The following is a 24,143-nucleotide window of genomic DNA, read 5'->3' as shown; positions in this document are numbered from 1 at the left end:
CATGGCTCTTAAAAAGTTTATTGAAGACATCGAGCATCATTTTGAGCCAGGTGGTAAGCATGAGAAGTGGTTTGCTTTATATGAAGCAGCAGCAACACTTTTCTACACGCCAGGCTTGGTAACGAAAAAAAGCTCGCACGTTCGTGATAGCGTTGACCTAAAACGTATCATGATCATGGTTTGGTTCGCGGTATTCCCAGCAATGTTCTGGGGTATGTACAACGCGGGTGGCCAAGCTATCTCAGCACTTAATCACATGTATGCTGGTGATCAGCTAGCAGCTGTAGTTGCTGGCAACTGGCACTACTGGCTAACGGAAATGCTTGGGGGCACTTTAGCTGCCGATGCAGGCGTTGGCAGTAAGATGATCCTAGGTGCAACTTACTTCCTACCTATCTACGCAACGGTATTTATCGTTGGTGGTTTCTGGGAAGTACTGTTCTGTATGGTGCGTAAGCACGAAGTTAACGAAGGTTTCTTTGTAACTTCGATCCTATTTGCACTTATCGTTCCACCAACACTTCCTCTATGGCAAGCGGCGCTAGGTATTACCTTCGGTGTTGTTGTTGCTAAAGAGATCTTTGGTGGTACGGGTCGTAACTTCCTTAACCCAGCACTTGCTGGCCGTGCATTTCTATTCTTCGCTTACCCTGCGCAAATCTCAGGTGACGTAGTTTGGACTGCAGCTGATGGCTTCTCTGGTGCAACGGCGCTTAGCCAATGGGCACAAGGTGGTAACGGTGCACTAGTGAATACAGTGACAGGCGCTCCTATCACTTGGATGGACGCTTTCATCGGTAACATTCCTGGTTCTATTGGTGAAGTTTCTACACTGGCTCTAATGATCGGTGCAGCAATGATCGTGTACATGCGAATTGCTTCATGGCGCATTATTGCAGGTGTGATGATCGGTATGATTGCAACAGCAACTCTGTTCAATGTTATCGGTTCTGACACTAACCCAATGTTCAACATGCCATGGCACTGGCACCTAGTTCTAGGTGGTTTTGCATTCGGTATGTTCTTTATGGCAACAGACCCTGTATCCGCTTCATTTACTAACAAAGGTAAATGGTGGTACGGCGCACTAATCGGCGTGATGTGTGTACTAATTCGTGTAGTAAACCCAGCTTACCCAGAAGGTATGATGCTGGCGATTCTATTCGCGAACCTGTTTGCACCTCTGTTCGACCATGTAGTTATCGAGAAGAACATCAAGCGGAGACTAGCACGCTATGGCAAGTAATAACGACAGCATTAAAAAGACGCTGGGTGTTGTTATCGGGTTGAGCCTTGTTTGTTCAATCATCGTATCAACAGCAGCTGTAGGTCTACGTGACAAGCAAAAAGCTAACGCTGTACTAGATAAGCAAACTAAGATCGTTGAAGTTGCAGGTATCGACGCTGCAGGTAAGAAAGTACCAGAGCTATTCGCTGAGTACATCGAGCCTCGTCTAGTTGATTTCGATACTGGCGCTTTCGTTGAAGGTGACGCTGCGTCATACGACCAACGTAAAGCTGCAAAAGATCCTGCTGAGTCTATCAAGCTAACCGCTGACCAAGACAAAGCGAAGATCCTACGTCGCGCAAACACGGGTGTTATTTACCTAGTGAAAGATGGCGATGCAGTATCTAAGATCATCCTGCCTGTTCACGGTACGGGTCTATGGTCAATGATGTACGCTTTTGTTGCAGTAGAAACTGACGGTAACACTGTTTCTGCAATCACTTACTACGAACAGGGTGAAACTCCTGGACTTGGTGGTGAAATTGAGAACCCTTCTTGGCGTGCTCAGTTTGAAGGCAAGAAACTGTTTGATGAGAACCACAAACCAGCAATTAAAATTGTTAAAGGTGGCGCTCCAGCAGGTTCTGAACACGGTGTTGATGGCCTATCAGGTGCGACACTAACAGGTAACGGTGTTCAAGGTACATTTGATTTCTGGTTAGGCGATATGGGCTTTGGTCCATTCCTAGCAAAAGTTCGTGACGGAGGTCTGAACTAATGTCTAGCGCACAAAACGTTAAGAAGAGTCTATTAGCGCCAGTATTGGATAACAACCCAATCGCGCTTCAGGTTCTTGGTGTTTGTTCTGCATTGGCAGTAACAACTAAACTAGAAACGGCTTTTGTAATGACACTAGCGGTTATCTTTGTAACTGCACTGTCTAACTTCTTCGTTTCAGTCATCCGTAACCACATTCCTAACAGTGTGCGTATCATCGTTCAAATGGCGATCATCGCATCTCTAGTAATCGTGGTAGACCAAGTGCTAAAAGCTTACCTATACGATATCTCTAAACAGCTATCAGTATTCGTAGGTCTAATCATCACGAACTGTATCGTTATGGGTCGTGCTGAAGCATTCGCAATGAAGTCTGAGCCTCTTCCATCACTTATCGATGGTATTGGTAACGGTCTTGGTTACGGTTTCGTTCTTATCACTGTTGGTTTCTTCCGTGAGCTATTCGGCTCAGGCAAATTATTTGGCATGGAAGTTCTACCTCTAGTGAGCAATGGTGGTTGGTATCAGCCAAACGGTTTGATGTTACTAGCACCATCTGCATTCTTCCTAATCGGTTTCCTTATCTGGGCAATCCGTATTCTGAAACCAGAGCAAGTAGAAGCGAAGGAGTAAGGACGTCATGGAACACTACATTAGCTTGCTAGTTAAATCGATTTTCATCGAAAACTTAGCACTATCGTTCTTCTTAGGTATGTGTACATTCCTTGCTGTATCTAAGAAAGTTAAGACCTCTTTCGGTCTTGGCGTTGCCGTTGTTTTCGTACTGACTGTAGCAGTACCTGTGAACAACCTACTTTACAACCTAGTTCTTAAAGAGAATGCGTTACTTGAAGGTGTGGATCTTAGCTTCCTAAACTTCATTACCTTTATCGGTGTAATCGCGGCTCTTGTACAGATTCTAGAAATGATCTTAGACCGTTTCTTCCCACCTCTGTACAACGCACTAGGCATCTTCCTACCGCTGATCACAGTAAACTGTGCGATCTTCGGTGGTGTATCTTTCATGGTACAACGTGACTACAACTTCGCAGAGTCAGTAGTATACGGCTTCGGCTCAGGTGTGGGTTGGATGCTAGCTATCGTTGCTCTTGCAGGTATTCGTGAGAAGATGAAGTACTCTGATGTACCTCCAGGTCTACGTGGTCTTGGTATCACGTTCATCACAGTTGGTCTAATGGCGTTAGGCTTTATGTCTTTCTCTGGTGTTCAACTGTAAGTCGGGTAAACGGCAGCAATTAAAGGAATAGTCATGAATACTATTATTTTTGGTGTAGTGATGTTTACCCTGATTATCTTGGCGCTAGTTTTAGTGATTCTATTCGCTAAATCTAAACTAGTACCATCAGGTGACATTACAATCTCTGTGAATAACGACCCAAATCTGGCGATCGTTACACAACCAGGCAGTAAGCTTCTGGGTGCTCTAGCTGGTGCTGGCGTATTCGTATCTTCTGCTTGTGGTGGCGGTGGCTCATGTGGCCAGTGTCGCGTAAAAGTTAAATCAGGTGGTGGCGACATCCTACCTACCGAGCTTGACCACATTACTAAAGGTGAAGCGCGTGAAGGTGAGCGTCTAGCGTGTCAGGTTGCAATGAAAACTGACATGGACATCGAACTTCCTGAAGAGATCTTCGGCGTTAAGAAGTGGGAATGTTCTGTTATCTCTAACGATAACAAAGCAACATTCATCAAAGAGCTTAAGCTACAAATTCCAGATGGCGAATCAGTACCTTTCCGTGCTGGTGGTTACATCCAGATTGAAGCGCCTGCTCACCACGTGAAATACGCTGACTTCGATGTACCAGAAGAGTACCGTGAAGATTGGGACAAGTTTAACCTGTTCCGCTACGAGTCTAAGGTAAACGAAGAAACAATCCGCGCTTACTCTATGGCTAACTACCCAGAAGAAGAAGGTATTATTATGCTAAACGTGCGTATCGCTACGCCGCCGCCTAATAATCCTGATGTACCACCAGGTATCATGTCTTCGTTCATCTGGTCTCTTAAAGAGGGCGACAAGTGTACTATTTCTGGTCCATTTGGTGAGTTCTTTGCGAAAGACACAGACAACGAGATGGTCTTCGTTGGTGGTGGTGCTGGTATGGCGCCAATGCGTTCGCACATCTTCGACCAGCTTAAGCGTCTTAAATCTACTCGTAAGATGTCTTTCTGGTACGGTGCGCGTTCTAAGCGTGAGATGTTCTACGTTGAAGACTTCGATGGCCTACAAGCTGAAAACGAAAACTTCGTGTGGCACTGTGCACTGTCTGACCCTATGCCAGAAGATAACTGGGATGGTTACACAGGCTTCATCCACAACGTACTGTACGAAAACTACCTGAAGGATCACGAAGCTCCTGAAGATTGTGAGTACTACATGTGTGGTCCACCGATGATGAATGCGGCTGTTATCGGCATGCTGAAAGATCTCGGTGTTGAAGACGAAAACATCCTACTGGATGACTTCGGCGGCTAAATTTCAGTAAGTTGGGGCTGTAGCTTGACGAGTTAATCTGCTGAGCTACAACTCCAACTACTTGAAATTACGTATATAAGATGGCTGACTGCTTTAAGTCAGCCATTATTTTTTAAAGAGTGGTAATAGTCGATGCGTTCTATATAAAACGTATGTGCTATTCCCGTTTCGAATTTAAGGAGTCTAACAAGTGAAAAAGTGGCTTGTTGCATTTGCTTCTCTACTCGTTTTGGCTGGCTGTGAAAAGCCCGCAGAGCAGGTTCACCTAAGCGGCCCAACAATGGGGACGACTTACAACATTAAATACATCTCAGCGGAAGGTATCCCTTCACCACAGACGCTTCAGCAGGAAGTCGATCGTCTGCTTGAAGAGGTCAATGACCAGATGTCGACCTATCGCAAAGATTCTGAGTTAAGTCGCTTTAATCAACTGCAATCTTCTGAGTCATTCGAAGTGTCTCCACAAACAGTTACTGTAGTGAAAGAAGCAATCCGTTTAAACGGTCTTACTCAAGGTGCGTTAGATGTGACAGTTGGTCCATTGGTTAACCTTTGGGGCTTTGGTCCAGAAGCTCGCCCAGAGGTGGTGCCAAGTGATGAAGAGCTGGCAGCACGTAAAGCAATGACAGGTATTGAGCATCTTTCTGTTGAAGGCAATACACTCAGAAAAGATATTCCTAACCTTTATGTTGATCTATCGACAATTGCAAAAGGGTGGGGTGTAGATGTGGTTGCAGACTACATTCAATCTCAAGGTATTGAGAACTACATGGTTGAAGTCGGCGGTGAAATGCGTCTAAAAGGTTTAAACCGTGAAGGCGTGAAATGGCGAATCGCCATTGAAAAACCATCCACTGACGAGCGTGCAATTCAAGAGATTATTGAACCAGGCGACATGGCGGTAGCGACATCGGGTGATTACCGTATCTATTTTGAGCGTGATGGCGTACGATACTCGCATATCATCAACCCACAAACGGGTAAGCCTATTCGTCATAAGGTGGTGTCAGTCACTGTACTAGACAAGTCATCCATGACGGCAGATGGTTTGGCGACTGGCCTTATGGTTCTTGGTGAAGAGCTAGGTATGCAGGTAGCCAATGAAAACAATATTCCTGCGTTTATGATTGTTAAAACCCAAGATGGCTTTAAAGAGTTAGCTTCTGAAGCTTACAAGCCATTTATGAATCAATAATAAAATTACGAGCATGTCATTATGAGTACATTTTTAATTACCTTTGGTGTGTTTATGGCTGTGATTGCCGCTATGTCAATCGGCTATATCATCCAAAAGAAAGTAGTAAAGGGCAGCTGTGGCGGTCTGGGTGCGGTTGGTATCGACAAGGTATGTAACTGCCCTGAACCATGTGATGCACGTAAAAAGCGTGAAGCGCGTGAAGCAGCGCGAGCTGAGAAGTTGGCTGCATGGGAAAAAGATCGTATCGCTTAATGTAAGCGCCTTATTCCAAGCTAAACACCGACATAACGTCGGTGTTTTTGTTTCTACTCGAATGAACTCATCGTTAGCTGTAAATAGTACAATTTCTTCCCGCCGCTTTTGCTTCATAAAGCCTATCATCTGCCAATTTTATTTGCTCATTTAAACTCGCGCGGCTATTACAAACCCCAATGCTAACAGTGAGTTGTATACTATTCGAATCATGCTTGATGAGCGTTTTTTCTATACGTAACCGCACATTTTCAATCCGGGTAATGAAATCATCAAAGGGGATATGAGATTGAATACAGAACTCTTCCCCACCGAATCTTGCCACTACTTCATCTGGGAAGTAGATTTTTAGAATATTGGCAATGACTTTCAGTGCAGCATCTCCCCCATCATGGCCATAGGTATCATTAACTGATTTAAAGTGGTCAATATCCAGCATAGCGATACTACGATCTGTGCACGTAGAGCAAGCTTGAGCAAACAGAAAACGCCGATTCCAAAGCCCGGTAAGCGCGTCTTGATTCGCGAGCTTATACAGCTCTTCGGTAGCCTCTCGCATATTGAGTAGCTGATGCACTCGGCAATAAAACTCTTCTTGATTAAAGGGTTTCGTCAAAAAGTCATTGGCACCCGCTTTTAGAAACTGAGCGGTGAGCGTTTTAGAGTCACTGCCCGATAATCCTATGATACCTAGGCTGTTGTTGTCATGAGACTGACGCATTTCTTGGATCATGGTGATGCCATCTTTTTCAGGCATATCATGGTCAGTAATCACAAACGTGATGGTGGGATCTTGTTTCAACTTTTCTAGCCCTATGAGGCCATTTTCCGCTTGCGTCGTTTTGATGTACTGGTGCTCCAGTAGCTGGGTAACATGTGCACGAACGGTGGGAGAATCATCAACGATCAAAGCGTGATGCTTATCGTTGTTGAGTAGTCGCTTAGCAAGAGGGATAAGGTAAGAGACCGAGGCCATACTATTTTTCAGTAGGTAGTCGACAACACCTTTAGCAATGAAGCGTTCGCGTGTTTCATCATTGAAGGTTGCGGTTAGGACGATGACTTTATGCTGGTGTTCAAGTACAAGGTCTATAACTTCGCCATTCTCAGCATCTGGTAAGCAATAATCCAAAACGGCAAATCGAAACTCACGATGCTGTTGGAGTAGCTGTTTGGCTTCTGCTAATGTTTCTGCGCTATAAACCTGACAACCAATCGCGGTTAACTGTTGGTTTAGGTAGTTTTGATACGCACGGCTATCTTCCACAACCAGTACTTTATTGTTCAAAGTCGTGCCTCTTCGTCGTAGTTATAATTTTAATAATAAACCCATCTAGCAAACTTGCGCGGATAATTTACTGGCAAATTGTGCTAGGAAAACGGACTAACTTTAATTAAACTGTATTTATATACAGTTATTTCGTTAGGTGTTTGTCGAAAATGACGAGCGAGAAGGTGAGAAAAATCATCCATGTTGATATGGATTGCTTTTACGCCGCGGTTGAGATGAGAGACAACCCCTCTTATCGTGGACGGCCGCTCGCTGTAGGTGGGCATGAGAAACAGCGCGGTGTACTAAGTACCTGTAATTATGAGGCAAGAAAATTTGGTATTCGTAGCGCTATGCCAACGGCTCGTGCATTGCAACTATGCCCACAGTTACTCGTTGTGCCTGGTAGGATGCAAGTCTATAAAGAGGTTTCAAAACAGATCCGCGAAATCTTTTCTCGCTACACTTCATTGATCGAACCATTATCTCTGGATGAAGCCTTTCTCGACGTGACAGAAAGTACTCAGTGTCAGGGTTCAGCCACGCTGATAGCTGAAGCAATACGTCGTGATATCTGGCATGAACTTTCGTTGACCGCTTCGGCAGGTATTGCTCCAGTGAAATTCTTAGCCAAAGTCGCCTCTGACATGAATAAACCCAATGGGCAATTTGTCATCCCGCCAGACAGGGTACAAGAGGTGGTCGATAAACTTCCTCTAGAGAAAATACCCGGCGTCGGTAAAGTAAGTTTGGAAAAGCTACACCAAGCTGGCTTTTATACTGGCGAAGATATTAAAAACAGTAACTATCGCGATTTGCTGCTTAGGTTTGGTCGTTTGGGCGCTTCACTGTGGAATAAGAGCCACGGTATCGATAACCGAGAAGTGGTTGTTGAGCGCGAGCGTAAATCAGTCGGCGTCGAGCGAACCTTCAGTCAAAATATTTCTTCCTATCAGGAGTGCTGGCAGGTTATTGAAGAAAAACTGTTTCCTGAGCTAGAAAAACGTTTAGAAAAAGCCTCGCCTGACAAAGCCATCATCAAGCAAGGTATTAAGCTGAAGTTCGCTGATTTTCAATTAACCACCATTGAGCACATTCACCCGCAGCTTGAACTGGAGTATTTCAAGCAGCTACTGAGTGATATTTTGAAGCGCCAGCAGGGCCGAGAGATCCGCCTGTTGGGCTTAAACGTTATGCTTAAACCGGAAGAGCAGGCGAAACAACTCAGCTTCTTTTAGTCTTAACTGCCTCTAACCTTCTATATTCTGGACTTGCGCTAGGACATCAGCAAATGGAGTAGACTCCAGTTTGGCAAACCCAGGTAAAGAGCGAGCCTTGATCTTAGTGAAAAGTGGCGTGGTGATACCGCAAAGGAACTTAGTTTTAAGATGAGGTGAGAGTTTTCCTTTAGCTTTGTCTTCGAGGTTCTTCAACCACGTTGAGACCTGTTCAAAGCTGTACTCAGCTACGACAGGCTGAGGCAAAGTGGCAATAGCGCCACGACAAACACTACAGTGACCGCACTCAGTCGGGGCGTTGTAGTCTGCGAAATAGTGTGCGAGCCCTGCACTTAAACATTGCTCAGATTGAAAGTAGTTAAGCAGATTGTGAATTCGCTCTACATCACTACGTTCTTTGTCTTTAAACAGTGACCACAAGTTTTGACAGAGCGCATCGAGACTCTGCTCGGGGCTATTGACTGTATAGACCTCGGTCATCAGCTTGCTTTCGAGCTCAATCCACCCTTTTTCGTTAAAGTAGTCGAGGGCAGAAACCGCGCGATGACGTTCACCTTGGAAGTGATTCCATAAGGCATCAAAATCAACCTGACACCAGACCTTAGCTTGGCTTGAACAGTCAAACAGAGCGGAGACAAACTGCTGGCGAGCTGGATCAAACTGACTGATGATAAATTGTTTGTCTTTGATGAATTTGAATCGATAATCGGCGAAGTAACTGAACTTGGCTTGTACAAGCCCCGCCATCTCCATGTAAACCAACAGGGTTTTTAATGGCAACTGGCGAATATTGGTTTCCGAAGACAATCTCGAAAGGACCACTTCCCACTGTGGCGTATTCTCTATAGCCTGCTTGAGCACCGAGTTGATATCACCGAGCTCTGGGGTATCACCGTAGACAAAGTTTTCTAGCGTACTGAGACCGTTTTGGTTGGCGAGTAAAATACACTCAGACGGCTTGCCATCTCGACCCGCTCGACCAATTTCTTGAGCATAGTTCTCGATGGATTTTGGCAGGTCAAAGTGGATGACACGACGAATATCCGATTTATCGACACCCATGCCGAACGCTATGGTGGCAACAATGCAGTCAATCTCGCCACGCATAAACTGGTCTTGGATAGATTCACGAACTTCGGGTTTCATCCCTGCGTGATACGCGTGAGCATTGACACCACCCTTGAGCAGCTGTTTAGCAACTGTTTCTGCGCTTTGCTGTAACGTTACATAAACCACCGTCGGCGCGGTAGGTTCAGGGCCAATAAGGTTGAGCAACTGCTCTGTTTTGTCGTCCTCTTCACAAGGAACAACGCTGATATCTAAGTTTGCTCGGTAGAAGCCAGTCACAACAAGATCTTGCTGAGCGATCGAAAACTTGTCTCTCATATCTTCAATCACCGACTGAGTCGCTGTTGCCGTTAACAGTAATGCTTGAGGGATCTGAAACTCTTTTAAGTACTGAGGCAGCTTTAGGTAATCTGGACGAAAGTTGTGTCCCCATTCTGAAATACAGTGCGCTTCATCGACCACCAACAGCGAGATTGGTACTTGAGAGATAAACTGACGAAAACGCTCGTTCTTCAGTCTCTCAACAGAGATCATGAGGATTTTAATCTCACCACGCCTGACTTGTTCCATCACTTGGAGCGTCTCTTCGCGGCTTTGGCTTGAGTCGATCGAAGCTGCGGGTATTTGCTTGCTATGTAAAAAAGCGAGTTGGTCTTTCATTAGCGCGAGCAGAGGGGAGACGACCAAAGTCAGGTTTGGCAGCAGGGTAGCCGGTAATTGATAGCACAAAGATTTCCCTGAACCAGTAGGAAAAATCGCTGCGCAGGATCGCCCGTCCAAAATGGTCTCAATCGCTTGTTGCTGTCCGCCTCTTAGGCTCTCGAAGCCAAATGTGTGTTGAAGCGTGTGTGCTATGGCTGACTGGTGGGGCGAACTGTCCATCGGGCTATTCCTGCTATTCTCTTCTGCGTTGGTCACAGGTATTCTAATGGCTATCAGAGCAATGGAACACGATTTTAGTATGAATAAATTAGAGCTGCGGCAAGTAATACTCTCGCAACTGCAAAGTAAGTTAGAGATTGCAGTGAGCTCAGCACAAAGAGCGATCGAGTCCGCGACCGACGAAGAGACGGTCCCTGAGCACAAATATGATACATTAGCGCTAGAGGCGTCTTATTTAGCGCATGGTCAAGCGATGCGGGTACAGGAGTGTGAACAAGAAATTCAGGCTCTGACTAATTTGGTACTACCGCAGGAACCGCAAGCCGTTGGGTTGGGTTGCTTAGTGTCACTGCTTGATGTGGAAGATGATTGCCACTGGTTCTTTCTTTCCCCTTGTGCGGGCGGCCTCAAAGTCGAGTTTCAACAACATGTAATCGTGCTGGTAACGTTTGACTCTCCGCTTGGACAGGCTCTAAAAGCGAAACAAGTGGAAGATGAAATCAGTTATAGAGTTGGTGACATCGAGCATAGCTACGAGATAGAAACCATCTGCTGACAAACTTTGAGCCATTTTTGATATGCTCGTGACCAATCAATTGAGTGGGATGACAATGAAGAAAGTAATACTTGCCTTACCGATACTGCTTTCAAGCCAAGCGTATGCGGCGCAATGTAAAGTGGATTTAAAAAATGAGATTCATCTCAATGGTGAGCGAATTGAAATCGTGCAGACCAGTGGTGAGAAAGCGGTTGTCGATGCTGACAACAACTTACTTATTCACGGTGAGAAGATAGAGCTAGACAATGAGCAGCAGCAAGCGATTGCTCAGTACCGTGACAATCTGAATGACTACTTACCGCGCGTGAGAAAAATCGCTCAGGACGGTTTAGCGCTTGCCAATGATATCGTCGATGACGTGGCGGTGAGCTTTGATGCTCCAGAAGCGTTCGATAGCGTGAAGCAATCTATGAAGCAATTCTATGCAGATATGGAAGCGCGTTACTACAATGATGGCGATCTCGTACTGCCAGCGGACACTTTCGCTTCACTGCGCGAAACATGGGCAGAAGATTTTGAAAAAGCGAAAGCGCTGTTTAATGAAGAGTTTATCACCAGTGCGTTCAACGCAATGTCGGCAAAGATGAAGGCGGAAGGCGGTTTAAACTTAACTGAGATGGCCAATGCTATGAGTGAGCTGAAAGAGCGTATCGCGGAGCGCTTAAAGCAACATGCGGTTGAGGTTGAGCAGCAAAGTGAAGAATTTTGTGACTCGTTGGATCAGATGGCAGAACAAGAGCAGCAACTGCATAAGAAGATACCTGAGCTTAAGGATTATCAGCTCTTTACAATCTAAGGTAACGATTGCTCAAGGTATGCGATCACATAACAGGGTGCTTAGGCACTCTTGTTATAGACAACTTGGTGAATAATGTGTTTAATTCGGGCTCTTGCTTTTAGGGTATGACGTTTAAATGCAGATATCCCACCTTTCTCTCAAACAGCTAACGGTTCTCGCCTCATTGATGATGGCGAGTGTTTTTGTATTTTGTTATCTCTCCTTCCGTTATATTTGGACTTATGATGAGGCGGTTGATCGTGTTGAGTCCCTCCAGGCTGAGGAAGTGAACCGAGTTAAAACCGTCATTGATCTACAAAAATCCGAGTTAGCTCGCTCGTTAATCAACTACGCAGCGTGGGAAAGTGTGACAGATTTCATCCAGTCTCCTGAGCAAGAGTTTACCGACCGTAGTCTTAGCCCTCATACCTTTACTTCTCAGCAGCTGAGCGGCGTCTTCATTTTCGACCCCAATGTGAGTCTGATTTGGGGGAGGCACTTCGATGCAAAAACTCAGCGGGATCGCCCCTTTGAAGAGATTCGTTATAAGTTTGGCTCACTGCTAGCCGATAGCTTGAAATCAAGAACGGACAAGATAATGCCGCTGGTTAAGTTTCTTGTATTTAATAACCAGCCAGCATTTCTTGCCACTTCGAGAGTGTGTAACAGTGACGGAGTGGATTGCGACCGCGGTTTTATGATGTTTATTAAACCGATTGGCGTTAATTTTGGTCGGATGTTAAAACAAGCGACAGGGATCGATGTTGAGATTTACACCAAGCAGCAAGCTGAGGCGGCTGAAGTAGCGAAGCGCGACAATATTACCATTCTTGAACGATTGGATTATCAAAACAAGTCGACGGTTTGCATCGTGATTAACCACTCGGTCACTATGCCTTCGTTTATCACATGGGGAGAGCTTTCTGCCGTTCTCGCGTTTGCCGTGTTTATGTTTGGTTTTAACTTATGTGTTGTACACGTGATGATCAAGCCGATAAAACAAGCGCGATTTGCTTTATCTCATTTCAACAAGGACCGGAAAATTCTTACCGAAGAAGATCAGTTTATCTCTCATGAAATGCGAGATTTTGCTAGCCGAATCAATGAGGTATTTGGTGAGTTAGAACGAAATCGCAGCGAGCTGGAATGGCTTTCGACCCATGATGCTCTGACCAAAGTCGGTAATCGTCGTAGACTCCAAGCCTATTGGCAGCAACTCAAGTCATGCTCTCAAAATCAGTATGTCAGTGTCGTCTTAATTGACATCGACCACTTTAAATCTTTCAACGATAACTATGGTCACCTTGAAGGGGATTTTATCTTAAGTGAAGTGGCGACCCATTTATCTAATGCCAAATCGAGCTGTGACAAGTTTATTGCTAGGTATGGCGGTGAAGAATTTTGTATCCTCCTTTCCTCCGAGCAACCGATTAACAATAAACAGGAAGCGGATGCGTTGCTCTCAGCGATAAATACCCTCGCCATTACCCATGAACATTCGCCTACTGCGCAATATGTCACTGTGTCTGTGGGGATTGCTGATTGCGCGAGTCAACCTCTCGATAATCAGCACGATATTTTCCTAGTGGCCGACAGTGCGCTCTATGAAGCTAAACACAGTGGAAGAAATAGGGCGAAGATTAAGCCTTACTTAGTAGAGTCAACGCGTAAACTGAACGTTACGAGTTAAATCGGCTATAACTTGACCTTATCTACCTAACGATTTGCTATTTTAATTGTGAATATTGGCGTTTTGTATTAATGTACTAGTCAACTAGTTCATCGGTGCAATTTAAGTGGTATGGCACAAGTAGACAATTCTCAATCTCGCGAACATTTTGGTTCTCGTCTCGGATTTATTCTTGCCGCAGCAGGTGCCGCGGTTGGTTTAGGTAATATATGGGGTTTCCCTACTCAAGCGGCAAGTAACGGTGGCGGCGCCTTCTTACTGGTTTATCTCGTGATGATCCTAGTGGTCGCTTTTCCTATGTTGGTTGTTGAAATGGCGATAGGCCGTCATGGTCAAGCTAACCCTGTTGACAGTATGCGCTCTCTAACGGCGAATCCAGCAGGAAAACGCGTCGGTGCCGCTGTTGGTTGGATTGGCCTAAGTGTGCCAAGTGCCGTGCTTGCTTTCTACAGCATCGTCGGCGGTTGGTTGATTTGTTTCTTACTTGGTGCCATTACAGATGTTTTAGGTATGGAAGCTGCGACCGCTTGGTTTAAAGGCTTTAGTGTTGAGCGCAACCTTTTCGGTACGATTACTTTTTACGTTCTCACTGTGCTCATTGTACAAGGTGGTGTTAAGCAGGGGATCGAAAAGTGGTCAACTCGACTGATGCCCGCGCTATTTGTTTTGTTTGCTCTGCTATTCATCTACATCATGACGCAAAATGGTGCGATGGAAGGCTTGAAGCACTACTTGATTCCAGATTTTGAAAAAGTGATGGATCGTAAACTGATCTTAGCGGCGATGGGGCAAGGCTTCTTCTCGCTAACTATCGGTGGTTGTTCGATGCTGATCTATGGTTCTTATCTAAGCAAGAAAGAGAACCTGCCTAAGATGGCAATGAATGTTACCTTGGTCGATACCGCCGTTGCCTTTATTGCTGGCCTTGTGGTTATGCCTGCCATGTTTGTCGCGATGCAAAAAGGGGTACAGATTTACGCTGAGGATGGCTCACTGCTTAGTTCCGATACCCTAGTGTTTACCGTATTACCACTTATGTTCGATAGCTTAGGCTTGCTTGGCCAATTGTTTGCGATTGTATTTTTCTTACTACTGACCATCGCTGCACTGACATCATCTATCTCTATGTTGGAGTGTCCGGTTGCGTTAGTGAGCGAGCGCTTTAACACCAAGAGAACACCAACAAGCTGGGTGCTAGGTGGTTTGATTGCATTGTTCAGTGTCGTAATTGTTTACAACTTTGCAGCTATGTTTGGCTTGGTGGCGATGGTCGCAACCCAATATCTTCAGCCTGCAGCGGCGCTCTTGTTCTGCCTATTTGGCGGTTGGGTATGGAATCGTCACTCTAAGATTAAAGAGTTAGAGCAAGGTTGTCCTGAATTTACTCAAGGCTGGTTTGGCAAACTGTGGCCTGCCTATGTGAAGTTCGTTTGTCCTATCTTAGTCGCCACGGTGATTTGGGCCTCTTTTGGCTAAACGAATCGAAATTAAGGTCAACAGACCCTAGATAGCCCGCAAAATGCGGGCTATTTTTTTACTCAATACACAGATTAAGACGGTGAGTTGATCTGGCCTGTGGTTAAGGGCTCCAGATCAGCATCGATCACTTCTTCGATAAACTCTTCAACTACCTGCTCAACTTCTTGATCGTCTTGTTCAAAGTAAGCCAAATGGAAGATGGCGTCACCTTCGTTAACCAAAGGTAAAGTTTGCTGACCGATAACAATCCCGCCTTTACGTGCGGTGAGTTCTATCTCACTGTGGCCTAACGGCGCACTGATGTAAGCCAGCACCTGACCTTTTTCTACTTTTTCGCCTAACGTCACCACAGTTCGCAAAATGCCGTCACTTTCCGCGCGCAACCAGCTGGTGGACTTAGCGATCATCGGTGTTGGCAACTTTTTGCGACTTGAACGCAGCATACCAATTGCCTGCATGACACGCTGAACCCCGATAAAGCCAGCACTGATACAAATAGGCTCAAACCTTAGCGCTTCTCCCGCTTCATAGGTTAAAACCGGAATGCCCAGGCGTTCAGCCTCGCTACGCAGAGAGCCGTCTCGTAGTGGAGCATCAACGATCACTGGCGTAGCGAACGCCTGAGCAATACGAAGTGTTTCTGGATTACTTAAATCTGCCCGAATCTGTGGCAGGTTGGTGCGGTGAATGGCACCTGTGTGTAAATCCAAAATGTAGTCACAGCGCTTAGCGACCTGAGAGAAAAAGGTACTTGCCATACGTGAAGCAAGGGAACCCTTTTCACTACCCGGGAAGCAGCGGTTTAAGTCTCGTCTATCTGGCAGGTAACGAGACTTATGAATAAAGCCGAACACATTAACAATGGGTACAGCAATGATGGTGCCTTTGAGCTTGTTTGCATCAAGGGTGTTGATTAACTGTCTCACAATCTCAACACCGTTAAGCTCATCACCATGAATCGCTGCGTTGACCATAAGAACGGGCCCAGCTTGTTTACCGTTTATGATCTCGACCGGGATCGATAAGGGTGAATGGGTGTAAAGCTTTGCCGCTTCTAACTCAATCACCTTACGCTCTCCCGGCGAGATAGACTCGCCGAGAAATTCGAATGCGCTATTTTTTTTAGCCTTTGCCACGAGTTTTAGTCCTTTTGCTTGCCGCATTTTTCTCAATAAATTCGACAATCATTCCAGCAATGTCTTTACCAGTTGCGGCCTCAATACCTTCAAGACCTGGAGATGAGTTTACTTCCATGACTAATGGACCACGATCTGATCTTAGTAGATCAACCCCAGCCACATTTAGACCCATTATTTTCGCAGCCGCGACCGCAGTGCGTCGCTCTTCTGGAGTAATCTTAATTAACGATGCGCTGCCACCACGGTGGAGGTTAGAGCGAAACTCGCCCTCTGCACCTTGACGTTTCATCGCAGCGATCACTTTGTCACCAATCACAAAGCAACGAATATCAGCACCGCCCGCTTCTTTAATGTATTCCTGAACCATGATGTTGGCTTTCAGGCCCATAAATGCTTCAACTACACTTTCTGCCGCCTTACGAGTCTCAGCCAGTACAACGCCGATGCCTTGAGTCCCTTCTAGTAGCTTAATTACAACAGGCGCACCGCCAACCATTTCAAGCAGGTCTTTCACGTCATCAGGTTTACTCGCAAAGCCAGTGATTGGCATGCCGATACCCTTGCGAGATAGCAGCTGCATAGAGCGTAACTTATCGCGAGAGCGAGTGATGGCTACCGACTCGTTGACTGGGTAAACGCCCATCATTTCAAATTGACGCAGTACCGCTGTGCCATAGAAAGTGACAGAAGCGCCAATACGAGGAATGATGGCATCGAAACCAGACAGTTCTTCACCTTTAAAGTGAATTTCAGGCTTGTCTGAGTTGATGTTCATGTAGCAACGAAGTGCATCGATGACTTTTACCTCATGGCCACGGTTTTTTGCCGCTTCAATCAAACGCTTGGTTGAGTACAAGCTAGCGTTACGAGATAAAATACCAATTTTCATTATTTGCTTTCCTCGAAAGGGACTAAAAACGATTCAACAGGGTCAACAACGATGCGGTTGTGCATTGCTGTACGGCCTAACAACATACGAAAAGCCATGTTTTCGCGATTGGTTAAAGTAATTTCAATTGGCCAAGTTTCGCCACCTATGCTCAAATCAGAGCTGATCACATAACGCGATTCTTCATGGCCACCTGAGTCGCGAACGATACGCTCATCAATGACTTCAGATTCACACATAATTTCTACGTCCGTATTATGCTGAATTGGGTGGATCCAGAAGCGAACCCATTGAGCTTCGTCCTTCTTAAAGCTCTCTACTTTGAATGCGTGTAAACACGAGGTCTTGGCTCCGGTATCGATTTTTGCATTAATTTTGTCAATACCAAGGCTCGGTAGGCTGAGGGTCTCTCGCCAACCAACAAGTAGTTTTTCTTTCATCGCAGTAATAATAATTTAGAGAGTATTTAAGATGCTCGATTGAAGTGAGCATCCCCAACTTAACACGGTCGTTTTATGCCGAGTGTAGTGCCTGAAGAGGGCAGAGAATTTACCCTTAGGTGCTTCAAGGAGGGCGACTGTAGCAACCATAATTCGTGCTGACTAACGAAAAGAAATCACCGTGACGACAAAAAATATTTATGGTTAAAAATAAAAAAGCCAGCTTATGCAAGCTGGCTTTTAGGATTAGATTTAGTAATGGAAATTACGCTTTTTCAGGAATCGCTTCTAGTAGAGCAACCATTTGATCCCAGAATAGGGCAACCGTATCAATTTTCACTTTCTCATCTGGTGAGTGTGGGAACTTGATAGTTGGGCCAAATGATACCATGTCCATATTCGGGTAAGGTTCTTTGAACAGACCACATTCAAGACCAGCATGAATAACCATGATGTTTGGCTTATGGCCGTAGATGCCTTCGTACATGTCACGGAAGATAGCCATGATCTCTGAGTCTGCGTCTGGTTTCCAACCTGGGTAAGCACCAGAGAACTCAATTTGAGCGCCTGCTAGTTCAGCAACAGAAGTCAGCATGCCTTCTACTTGTTGACGGCCAGAGTCAATCAAAGAACGAACTAAGCACAACACTTGGATTTGGTTTGCTTCAGTGTTCACGACACCCACATTTAAAGACGTTTCAACTACGCCTTCAATTTCATCGCTCATGCGAATCACGCCGTTAGGGCATGCATTTAATGCGGCGATGAAACGCTGCTGGTCGGCAACCGCTAGTACCTGTGTCTCTGTGTCGATCGCTTCGTTGAATGAAACGATGTCTGTTTCTACTTTACCTAGTTCAGTGCGAAGTAGGTTAGTGTAGAACTCGAACAACTCAGCAAGCTTGGCTTCATTTTCTGCTGGTACTGCTACCGTTACGAACGCTTCACGAGGAATAGCGTTACGTAGGCTACCACCACGGAACTCGACAAGACGAAGATCTAACTCTTGTGCGTGACCTGCTAGGAATCGAGCAAGTAGTTTGTTGGCATTGCCACGACCAGTATGAATGTCACAGCCTGAGTGACCACCTTTTAGACCTTTTAGGATCAGCTGGCGAGTTGTAAAGCCTGCTGGAAGCGCTTCGCGTTTGATATCGAAAGTCATTTCACCATCAATACCGCCAGCACAGCCCATGTAGACTTCGCCTTCTTGCTCTGAGTCAGTGTTAAGAAGAATATCACCTTCTAACCAACCCGCTTCAAGACCGAATGCACCTGTCATGCCGGCTTCTTCGTCTACCGTTAGCAGCACTTCAATCGGACCGTGCTTGATTTCTGTTGAAGCCAGTACCGCAAGACAAGATGCCATACCCATACCATTGTCGGCACCGAGTGTGGTTCCTTTCGCTGTTACCCATTCACCGTCAATGTACGGTTGAATCGGATCTTTTGTGAAGTCATGATCTGTGTCTTCATTCTTCTGTGGCACCATATCGATGTGTGCTTGCAGAACGACACCTTTCTTATTTTCCATACCCGGCGTAGCTGGCTTCTTGATGAAAACGTTGCCTGTAGGATCACGGCGAACATCTAAGCCTTGCTCTTTAGCCCAATCAACGATGTATTGTGCTAGGGCTTCTTCGTGTTTTGAAGGGTGAGGGATAGAACAGATCTTATCGAAAAATTGCCAAAGTGGAGCAGGTGATAAGCTGCTGATTTCAGAATGGAATTCAGACACGGATGACTCCTTAAAAAGAATAATGCCAGATTATGTGTTTGGTTTTTGCCATTAATCTGGAACAAAAACCTAAATCTGACCTATTGGGTAGAGGAGCACAGAATAGCACTCCCTGACTAAAGGGTGTAGTAAAAGCGGCAAGCAAATGTTTCGGTGCAATCACAAATTGTAGATTCTGGTTGACACGCCCTGTGCAACTGAATGGGTAGTGTTTGTATTAAATCCAAACAATAAATTGATACAAATGTAATTAAATTACAATATTCATTTGATCTAAGTCAGTTTTTAAACTTTTTGTGACTTTAATCACTTTTATGCTTGTAATTAAATTTCTTTGAGGTATATTTGTAACCAACTTCGAAAGCGAAGAGAAAATGCTCAAAGGATGAGTCCGATTTGTCGCCTCCACGGAACTGAGAAATCAATATTTGTAATCTGTTTTAATTGATTTAGAAGGTGATAGTTATGAAAGGTTTACCAAGTGCAGCGTTCTGGCTAAACAGCTCTGTTTACACAGGCAGCTTTACTTACCCAACAAGCTTCGGTTACTAAACTCTAGCTTGTGACACTCGAACAGTTTGTTCACCCCTATTATTGGAATTTTTTTACAGCCTTTAGTTGCTGACATGATTCAACCGCCACTCAATTTGAGTGGCGTTTTTTTATCTAAGCAAAAGTGCGCTCACAATTTGCCCACAAACTCTGTGGTTTCCTGTCGCTAACTCCTATCTCTCTATTTTATTCGCATAAACACATATTGCCTTACGCATAAATATCCCAAATGCCATTGAAAGTTTATGACATGGTATAAAAAAACACCTTTTTGAAATTCAAATCATCAATGATTTTACTTTATGAAATATAAAGTATTTTTCTTTATGTCATCATCTGACCCTTGTTTGAAAGCGGCAATGAACAGCAGAAATATTGATTAGAGTCTTAATTCTATCTGGAATTTACTATTTGATGACTTTATAATTCGAGCCAATCGATTACGCAACCGTTTACTTTTTACCCTTTTAGGATTCGATTATGTTCGAAAAACTGTTCAAGCTCAGTGAAAACGGCACAAACGTCAAAACTGAGATCATTGCAGGTGTGACCACCTTCTTGACGATGGCTTACATCATCTTTGTCAACCCTGCGATGCTTGCAGACGCTGGAATGGATAAAGGCGCTGTATTTGTTGCAACCTGTCTTGCTGCAGCGATTGGCTGTTTCATCATGGGCTTCGTTGCTAACTACCCAATTGCACTTGCACCAGGCATGGGACTTAACGCCTTCTTTACCTATGGCGTTGTTCTCGGTATGGGTCACTCATGGCAAGTCGCTTTAGGTGCCGTTTTTGTTTCCGGTATCATCTTCATGGCTTTGAGTATTTTCAAGGTTCGTGAGTGGATCATTAATTCGATTCCTATGTCATTACGTACGGGTATCTCGGCTGGTATCGGCTTGTTCCTTGCGTTTATTGGCCTACAAAACTCAGGCATTGTGGTTGATAACCCAGCGACGTTAGTTGGTCTTGGTCATATCACTGGACTGCAACCTGCCTTAGCGGCATTAGGCTTCTTCCTAACAATTGGCTTGGTTTACCGTGGTGTTCGTGGCGCGGTAATGATTGCGATTCTAGCGATCACCGCATTGGGTTTGATCGTTGGTGACGTTCAATGGGGCGGTATTATGTCAGCGCCACCAAGTGTTGCTCCGACCTTTATGCAAATGAACATTGCTGACGTCTTCGAAGTTGGCATGATTTCAGTTGTATTCGCTTTCCTATTTGTCGACCTATTTGATACAGCGGGTACTTTAGTTGGTGTTGCGACAAAAGCGGATCTGATTAAAGAAGATGGCAAACTGCCTCGTCTAAGCAAAGCGCTACTTGCTGACTCGACAGCGACCTCTGTGGGCGCAATGATTGGTACGTCTAGCACCACTTCTTATGTTGAGTCTACGGCAGGCGTTGCCGCGGGTGGTCGTACAGGTCTGACTGCTGTTGTCGTTGGCGTGCTATTCCTTCTGGCTCTGTTTTTCTCGCCACTGGCTGGCATGATTCCAGCGTACGCTACCGCAGGCGCACTTTTCTACGTAGCTATTCTGATGATGTCTGGTCTGGTTAGTGTTGACTGGCGTGACTTAACAGAAGCGGCACCGGTTGTTGTAACTTGTCTACTTATGCCACTGACTTACTCCATTGCAGAAGGTATTGCGCTTGGCTTTATCTCATACGCTGCAATTAAACTACTGAGTGGCCGCGGTCGTGAAGTGTCGATCAGCGTATGGGTACTATCAGCAGTATTCATCATTAAGTATTTAGTGGCTTAATTTCCGCCTTAGCGAATTCGTTCGCTAAATGTCGGCAGCACACTATTTTTCGCCATAACGGAGTCTCTGTTATGGCGATTATTTTTGCCACAGAGATAAATTCCCCATTGGTATTGTATAGCGCCTGCGTTAAAATAAACGTTTGCGTAGCTTTTCCCCAGACTTGCCTGTTGCAATCGTCCAAACTTCAATGACGTGTTGAGGGGATGCAGATTTTAAAACTATTAGGTTATTACAATGAGTAAAAAATTCATTATCACTTGGGACCAAATGCACACACTTTGTCGTGAGTTGGCGGAAAAACAGATGCCAGCAGAGCAATGGAAAGGAATTTGGGCGGTTAGCCGTGGCGGTCTAGTACCGGGCGCAATCTTGGCTCGTGAGCTAGGTATTCGTCATGTTGATACTATCTGTATCTCAAGCTACGACCATGACCACCAACGTGATATGACTGTTGTAAAAGCACCAGAGGGTGACGGTGAAGGTTTCCTAATCGTTGAAGACCTAGTAGATAGCGGTGATACAGCACGTAAACTGCGTGAAATGTACCCGAAAGCAAAACTGATCGCAGTATGTGCGAAGCCAGCAGGTGTTGAGCTACTTGACGACTACGTGGTTGATATTGCTCAAGACACATGGATCGAGCAGCCATGGGATATGTCAATTCAGTACATTGAGCCAATCAATCGCAAGCAAAAGTAACTGATTGAGCAACATAGCGACACTTTCTTGATAAATGACCCTTTCTTGGGTCATTTTTTTTATTACTATTTAATAAACGTAATTATTTAGGTCATCGCCCATGTCTGAGGAAGTCAGCAAGAACCTCTCGGAGTCTCTGTTTGCTAATCATAAACAAGCCAAAGAGACTTCGGCGCTCACGCAATATATGCCAACCAGTGAAACCTTCTTAGATCAAAAACGAGAAGAGGATGGCTTCAAGTGGTATCGCAATTTGCGTCGTATGCAATGGGCTTGGCAGGGCCTTGATCCTATCGAGATTGAAGCTGTGCTAGCTAAAATTGCTGCTTCTAAGCACTCACGTACCCATGATGAGTGGCTCGATACCGTGATGGGGTACCACAGCGGTAACTGGACTTATGAGTGGATTAAATTGGGCATGCTGCACCAAAAGCGCTCTGGTCAGCTAAAAGGCGAAGAGGCCGCTGATGAAATGTTTAATGCCTCTTTGTGCTTTAGTATTGCGGGTTACCCACACTTAAAGAACGATAACTTGGCGACTCAGGCTCAAGTGTTAGCAAGCAGCGCTTACACCGAAGCGACAAACAAAACCAAGTACATAGTTAAGCGCATTGAAATCCCGTACCAGCGAAAAAACATCGTCGCTCACTTACACTTAACTAGCACTGATAAGCCTCAACCTGTGGTCATGGTCAGTGCAGGTTTAGATAGTTTGCAGACGGATCTATGGAACCTATTTAAAAACTACCTCGCTGAAAAGAATATCGCGATGTTGACGGTTGATATGCCCTCAATAGGCCATAACACTCATTGGAATATGACTGAAGACACTTCTTGCCTTCATCAAGCGGTGTTAAATGAGTTGTACAACATTCCTTGGGTTGATCATCATCGTGTAGGTTTGATTGGTTTTCGCTTTGGTGGCAATGCGATGGTGCGTCTATCGTTTATCGAGCAAGAGAAAATTAAAGCCTGTGTCTCCCTTGGCGCGCCTATTCATGATGTGCTCTCTTCACCAGAAAAACTGAAGAAAATGCCCAAGATGTATTTAGACATGTTGGCATCACGTATAGGTAAGAATGCGGTTGATATTCATAGCTTGGCTGGGCAGTTAATGGCTTGGTCACTCAAGGTGCAAGGTATTCTTGGTAGTCGTAAGACGCGCGTGCCGATCTTAGCGATGAGTTTAGAGAACGATCCTGTGTCACCCTACAGTGATAACCAAATGGTGGCGCTGTTTAGTGACTATGGTAAAGCGAAGAAAATTAGCTCCAAGACAATTACACAAGGATATGAGCAATCCCTCGATTTAGCGATCAAGTGGTTGGAGGAGGAGCTAATTAGATGACATTTCGACTAATTTAGACAACACTTAAATATACGAGCTACCCAGACTTTCTAGTCCGGAGTCGCTCTGTATAAAAATAAGTAAATGAATATGGAGATTCATTATGTCTGAACAGACGAAAAGTCCGACCCATTACCGCTTATTGTCGACACTGAGAGCTATTGGCCCTTACTTACGAGAATCACAAAGTAAGGAAGACGCGTATTTATTTGACTGCTTATCCGTATGCGTCAATGACAAGAAATCACCAGAGCAGCGTGAATTTTGGGGCTGGTGGTTAGAGCTGGAGCGCAATGGTGAAGCGTTTGAAGCGCGTTATCGCTCTGGTCTATATGATTCAACCGGTGAGTGGCAAGAGAAGTCTCTGCCTAAGAAAGCGGTTGAAGATGTGACCCGAACTCAAGAGGTGTTTCACCAGAAACTGGTCGATACACTAAGCAGCGAGTTTGAAATTGCAGTCAATATGCACGAAGAATCTGTCGAATTCGTCTAAATTTCTTTGCTTATCATTCTTCTTGACCAAAAAGGCGCTTTTTAGCGCCTTTTCTGCTTGTGAATTTATCAGTAGATTGCTAAAACATCAGGTCTAATCAATCTTTCTCGCCAATGAATGCGATTCTTGATTGTGACGATTTTTATTTTTTTCATA

General features: G+C 45.0%; 22 protein-coding genes. 16 read left to right on the top strand and 6 right to left on the bottom strand.

Going from position 1 to position 24,143, the window contains the following annotated elements:
- Position 1: 1 nt before the first annotated feature.
- The 7 genes from LYZ37_RS11720 to nqrM all read left to right on the top strand — a co-directional run bounded on the left by LYZ37_RS11720 (position 2) and on the right by nqrM (position 5,952).
- Positions 2–1,246 (top strand): NADH:ubiquinone reductase (Na(+)-transporting) subunit B, encoded by a 1,245-nt coding sequence (locus tag LYZ37_RS11720; RefSeq protein WP_171322992.1) that lies wholly within the window; start codon positions 2–4, stop codon positions 1,244–1,246.
- The gene (locus LYZ37_RS11715; RefSeq protein ID WP_272785592.1) at positions 1,236–2,006 is read left to right on the top strand and encodes a Na(+)-translocating NADH-quinone reductase subunit C; all 771 of its coding nucleotides are present in this window, start codon (positions 1,236–1,238) and stop codon (positions 2,004–2,006) included. The genes LYZ37_RS11720 and LYZ37_RS11715 overlap by 11 nt, the downstream gene beginning before the upstream one ends.
- Positions 2,006–2,638, top strand: a complete 633-nt coding sequence (locus LYZ37_RS11710) for an NADH:ubiquinone reductase (Na(+)-transporting) subunit D (protein WP_004415330.1) — start codon at positions 2,006–2,008, stop codon at positions 2,636–2,638. The genes LYZ37_RS11715 and LYZ37_RS11710 overlap by 1 nt, the downstream gene beginning before the upstream one ends.
- Positions 2,639–2,645: 7 nt before the next feature.
- Positions 2,646–3,242, top strand: a complete 597-nt coding sequence (nqrE, locus tag LYZ37_RS11705) for an NADH:ubiquinone reductase (Na(+)-transporting) subunit E (protein ID WP_004744903.1) — start codon at positions 2,646–2,648, stop codon at positions 3,240–3,242.
- A gap of 33 nt (positions 3,243–3,275) precedes the next feature.
- Positions 3,276–4,502 carry an NADH:ubiquinone reductase (Na(+)-transporting) subunit F gene (gene nqrF, locus LYZ37_RS11700; protein WP_272785590.1) on the top strand — a complete coding sequence of 409 codons (1,227 nt, stop codon included), beginning with the start codon at positions 3,276–3,278 and terminating at the stop codon, positions 4,500–4,502.
- A gap of 190 nt (positions 4,503–4,692) precedes the next feature.
- Positions 4,693–5,697, top strand: a complete 1,005-nt coding sequence (locus tag LYZ37_RS11695) for an FAD:protein FMN transferase (RefSeq protein ID WP_272785589.1) — start codon at positions 4,693–4,695, stop codon at positions 5,695–5,697.
- Between the two features lie 21 nt (positions 5,698–5,718).
- Positions 5,719–5,952 (top strand): (Na+)-NQR maturation NqrM, encoded by a 234-nt coding sequence (nqrM, locus tag LYZ37_RS11690; RefSeq protein WP_004744900.1) that lies wholly within the window; start codon positions 5,719–5,721, stop codon positions 5,950–5,952.
- 73 nt (positions 5,953–6,025) lie between these two features.
- On the opposite strand, the gene LYZ37_RS11685 is transcribed toward nqrM, so the two are convergent.
- The gene (locus LYZ37_RS11685; protein WP_272785588.1) at positions 6,026–7,240 is read right to left on the bottom strand and encodes a GGDEF domain-containing response regulator; all 1,215 of its coding nucleotides are present in this window, start codon (positions 7,238–7,240) and stop codon (positions 6,026–6,028) included.
- Between the two features lie 152 nt (positions 7,241–7,392).
- On the opposite strand from LYZ37_RS11685, the gene dinB reads away from it, so the two are divergent.
- Positions 7,393–8,460: a DNA polymerase IV gene (dinB, locus tag LYZ37_RS11680; RefSeq protein WP_272785587.1), complete on the top strand. Its 1,068-nt coding sequence runs from the start codon at positions 7,393–7,395 to the stop codon at positions 8,458–8,460.
- 12 nt (positions 8,461–8,472) lie between these two features.
- Here the strand turns inward: dinB and LYZ37_RS11675 are convergent, their stop codons facing one another.
- Positions 8,473–10,410: a RecQ family ATP-dependent DNA helicase gene (locus LYZ37_RS11675; protein ID WP_272785586.1), complete on the bottom strand. Its 1,938-nt coding sequence runs from the start codon at positions 10,408–10,410 to the stop codon at positions 8,473–8,475.
- Between the two features lie 79 nt (positions 10,411–10,489).
- Between LYZ37_RS11675 and LYZ37_RS11670 the strand changes: the two genes are divergently transcribed.
- From LYZ37_RS11670 to LYZ37_RS11655, 4 genes are all read left to right on the top strand, one after another.
- On the top strand, positions 10,490–10,966 hold the full coding sequence (locus LYZ37_RS11670) for a transcription elongation factor (RefSeq protein ID WP_272787170.1): 477 nt from the start codon (positions 10,490–10,492) through the stop codon (positions 10,964–10,966).
- A 55-nt stretch (positions 10,967–11,021) separates the two neighbouring features.
- Positions 11,022–11,765: a YggN family protein gene (locus tag LYZ37_RS11665; RefSeq protein ID WP_272785585.1), complete on the top strand. Its 744-nt coding sequence runs from the start codon at positions 11,022–11,024 to the stop codon at positions 11,763–11,765.
- A gap of 118 nt (positions 11,766–11,883) precedes the next feature.
- Complete coding sequence (locus tag LYZ37_RS11660; protein WP_272785584.1) at positions 11,884–13,437, top strand: sensor domain-containing diguanylate cyclase; 1,554 nt, start codon at positions 11,884–11,886, stop codon at positions 13,435–13,437.
- A gap of 111 nt (positions 13,438–13,548) precedes the next feature.
- Complete coding sequence (locus tag LYZ37_RS11655) at positions 13,549–14,913, top strand: sodium-dependent transporter (RefSeq protein WP_272785583.1); 1,365 nt, start codon at positions 13,549–13,551, stop codon at positions 14,911–14,913.
- A gap of 74 nt (positions 14,914–14,987) precedes the next feature.
- Here the strand turns inward: LYZ37_RS11655 and LYZ37_RS11650 are convergent, their stop codons facing one another.
- From LYZ37_RS11650 to LYZ37_RS11635, 4 genes are all read right to left on the bottom strand, one after another.
- Positions 14,988–16,079, bottom strand: a complete 1,092-nt coding sequence (locus tag LYZ37_RS11650; RefSeq protein ID WP_272785582.1) for a succinylglutamate desuccinylase/aspartoacylase family protein — start codon at positions 16,077–16,079, stop codon at positions 14,988–14,990.
- A complete protein-coding gene (gene rimK / locus LYZ37_RS11645) occupies positions 16,039–16,944 on the bottom strand; it encodes a 30S ribosomal protein S6--L-glutamate ligase (RefSeq protein ID WP_272785581.1) in 906 nt (301 codons plus the stop codon). Before rimK ends, LYZ37_RS11650 begins: the two co-directional genes overlap by 41 nt.
- Positions 16,944–17,384 (bottom strand): ATP-dependent zinc protease family protein, encoded by a 441-nt coding sequence (locus LYZ37_RS11640; RefSeq protein ID WP_239825204.1) that lies wholly within the window; start codon positions 17,382–17,384, stop codon positions 16,944–16,946. The genes rimK and LYZ37_RS11640 overlap by 1 nt, the downstream gene beginning before the upstream one ends.
- Before the next feature lie 265 nt (positions 17,385–17,649).
- Positions 17,650–19,122 (bottom strand): aminoacyl-histidine dipeptidase, encoded by a 1,473-nt coding sequence (locus LYZ37_RS11635; protein ID WP_272785580.1) that lies wholly within the window; start codon positions 19,120–19,122, stop codon positions 17,650–17,652.
- 1,032 nt (positions 19,123–20,154) lie between these two features.
- On the opposite strand from LYZ37_RS11635, the gene LYZ37_RS11630 reads away from it, so the two are divergent.
- The 4 genes from LYZ37_RS11630 to crl all read left to right on the top strand — a co-directional run bounded on the left by LYZ37_RS11630 (position 20,155) and on the right by crl (position 23,987).
- Positions 20,155–21,444, top strand: coding sequence for an NCS2 family permease (locus LYZ37_RS11630; RefSeq protein WP_004744888.1), 1,290 nt, complete (start codon positions 20,155–20,157; stop codon positions 21,442–21,444).
- 237 nt (positions 21,445–21,681) lie between these two features.
- A complete protein-coding gene (gene tet(34) / locus LYZ37_RS11625) occupies positions 21,682–22,146 on the top strand; it encodes an oxytetracycline resistance phosphoribosyltransferase domain-containing protein Tet(34) (RefSeq protein WP_004744887.1) in 465 nt (154 codons plus the stop codon).
- 100 nt (positions 22,147–22,246) lie between these two features.
- Positions 22,247–23,494 carry an esterase FrsA gene (frsA, locus tag LYZ37_RS11620; protein ID WP_272785579.1) on the top strand — a complete coding sequence of 416 codons (1,248 nt, stop codon included), beginning with the start codon at positions 22,247–22,249 and terminating at the stop codon, positions 23,492–23,494.
- A gap of 103 nt (positions 23,495–23,597) precedes the next feature.
- Positions 23,598–23,987, top strand: coding sequence for a sigma factor-binding protein Crl (crl, locus tag LYZ37_RS11615; protein ID WP_171322968.1), 390 nt, complete (start codon positions 23,598–23,600; stop codon positions 23,985–23,987).
- Positions 23,988–24,143: the final 156 nt, after the last annotated feature.

The sequence above is a fragment of the Vibrio tubiashii genome, assembly GCF_028551255.1.
GTDB classification, from domain to species: domain Bacteria; phylum Pseudomonadota; class Gammaproteobacteria; order Enterobacterales; family Vibrionaceae; genus Vibrio; species Vibrio tubiashii_B.
This window is presented reverse-complemented; position numbering and strand designations above follow the sequence as displayed.

Coding starts and splice junctions, on each gene's coding strand:
- LYZ37_RS11720 (WP_171322992.1), top strand. CDS start 2: ATGGCTCTTAAAAAGTTTATTGAAGACATCGAGCATCATTTTGAGCCA.
- LYZ37_RS11715 (WP_272785592.1), top strand. CDS start 1,236: ATGGCAAGTAATAACGACAGCATTAAAAAGACGCTGGGTGTTGTTATC.
- LYZ37_RS11710 (WP_004415330.1), top strand. CDS start 2,006: ATGTCTAGCGCACAAAACGTTAAGAAGAGTCTATTAGCGCCAGTATTG.
- nqrE (WP_004744903.1), top strand. CDS start 2,646: ATGGAACACTACATTAGCTTGCTAGTTAAATCGATTTTCATCGAAAAC.
- nqrF (WP_272785590.1), top strand. CDS start 3,276: ATGAATACTATTATTTTTGGTGTAGTGATGTTTACCCTGATTATCTTG.
- nqrM (WP_004744900.1), top strand. CDS start 5,719: ATGAGTACATTTTTAATTACCTTTGGTGTGTTTATGGCTGTGATTGCC.
- dinB (WP_272785587.1), top strand. CDS start 7,393: ATGACGAGCGAGAAGGTGAGAAAAATCATCCATGTTGATATGGATTGC.
- LYZ37_RS11675 (WP_272785586.1), bottom strand. CDS start 10,410: ATGGACAGTTCGCCCCACCAGTCAGCCATAGCACACACGCTTCAACAC.
- LYZ37_RS11670 (WP_272787170.1), top strand. CDS start 10,490: ATGAATAAATTAGAGCTGCGGCAAGTAATACTCTCGCAACTGCAAAGT.
- LYZ37_RS11665 (WP_272785585.1), top strand. CDS start 11,022: ATGAAGAAAGTAATACTTGCCTTACCGATACTGCTTTCAAGCCAAGCG.
- LYZ37_RS11660 (WP_272785584.1), top strand. CDS start 11,884: ATGCAGATATCCCACCTTTCTCTCAAACAGCTAACGGTTCTCGCCTCA.
- LYZ37_RS11655 (WP_272785583.1), top strand. CDS start 13,549: ATGGCACAAGTAGACAATTCTCAATCTCGCGAACATTTTGGTTCTCGT.
- LYZ37_RS11650 (WP_272785582.1), bottom strand. CDS start 16,079: ATGCGGCAAGCAAAAGGACTAAAACTCGTGGCAAAGGCTAAAAAAAAT.
- rimK (WP_272785581.1), bottom strand. CDS start 16,944: ATGAAAATTGGTATTTTATCTCGTAACGCTAGCTTGTACTCAACCAAG.
- LYZ37_RS11640 (WP_239825204.1), bottom strand. CDS start 17,384: ATGAAAGAAAAACTACTTGTTGGTTGGCGAGAGACCCTCAGCCTACCG.
- LYZ37_RS11630 (WP_004744888.1), top strand. CDS start 20,155: ATGTTCGAAAAACTGTTCAAGCTCAGTGAAAACGGCACAAACGTCAAA.
- frsA (WP_272785579.1), top strand. CDS start 22,247: ATGTCTGAGGAAGTCAGCAAGAACCTCTCGGAGTCTCTGTTTGCTAAT.
- crl (WP_171322968.1), top strand. CDS start 23,598: ATGTCTGAACAGACGAAAAGTCCGACCCATTACCGCTTATTGTCGACA.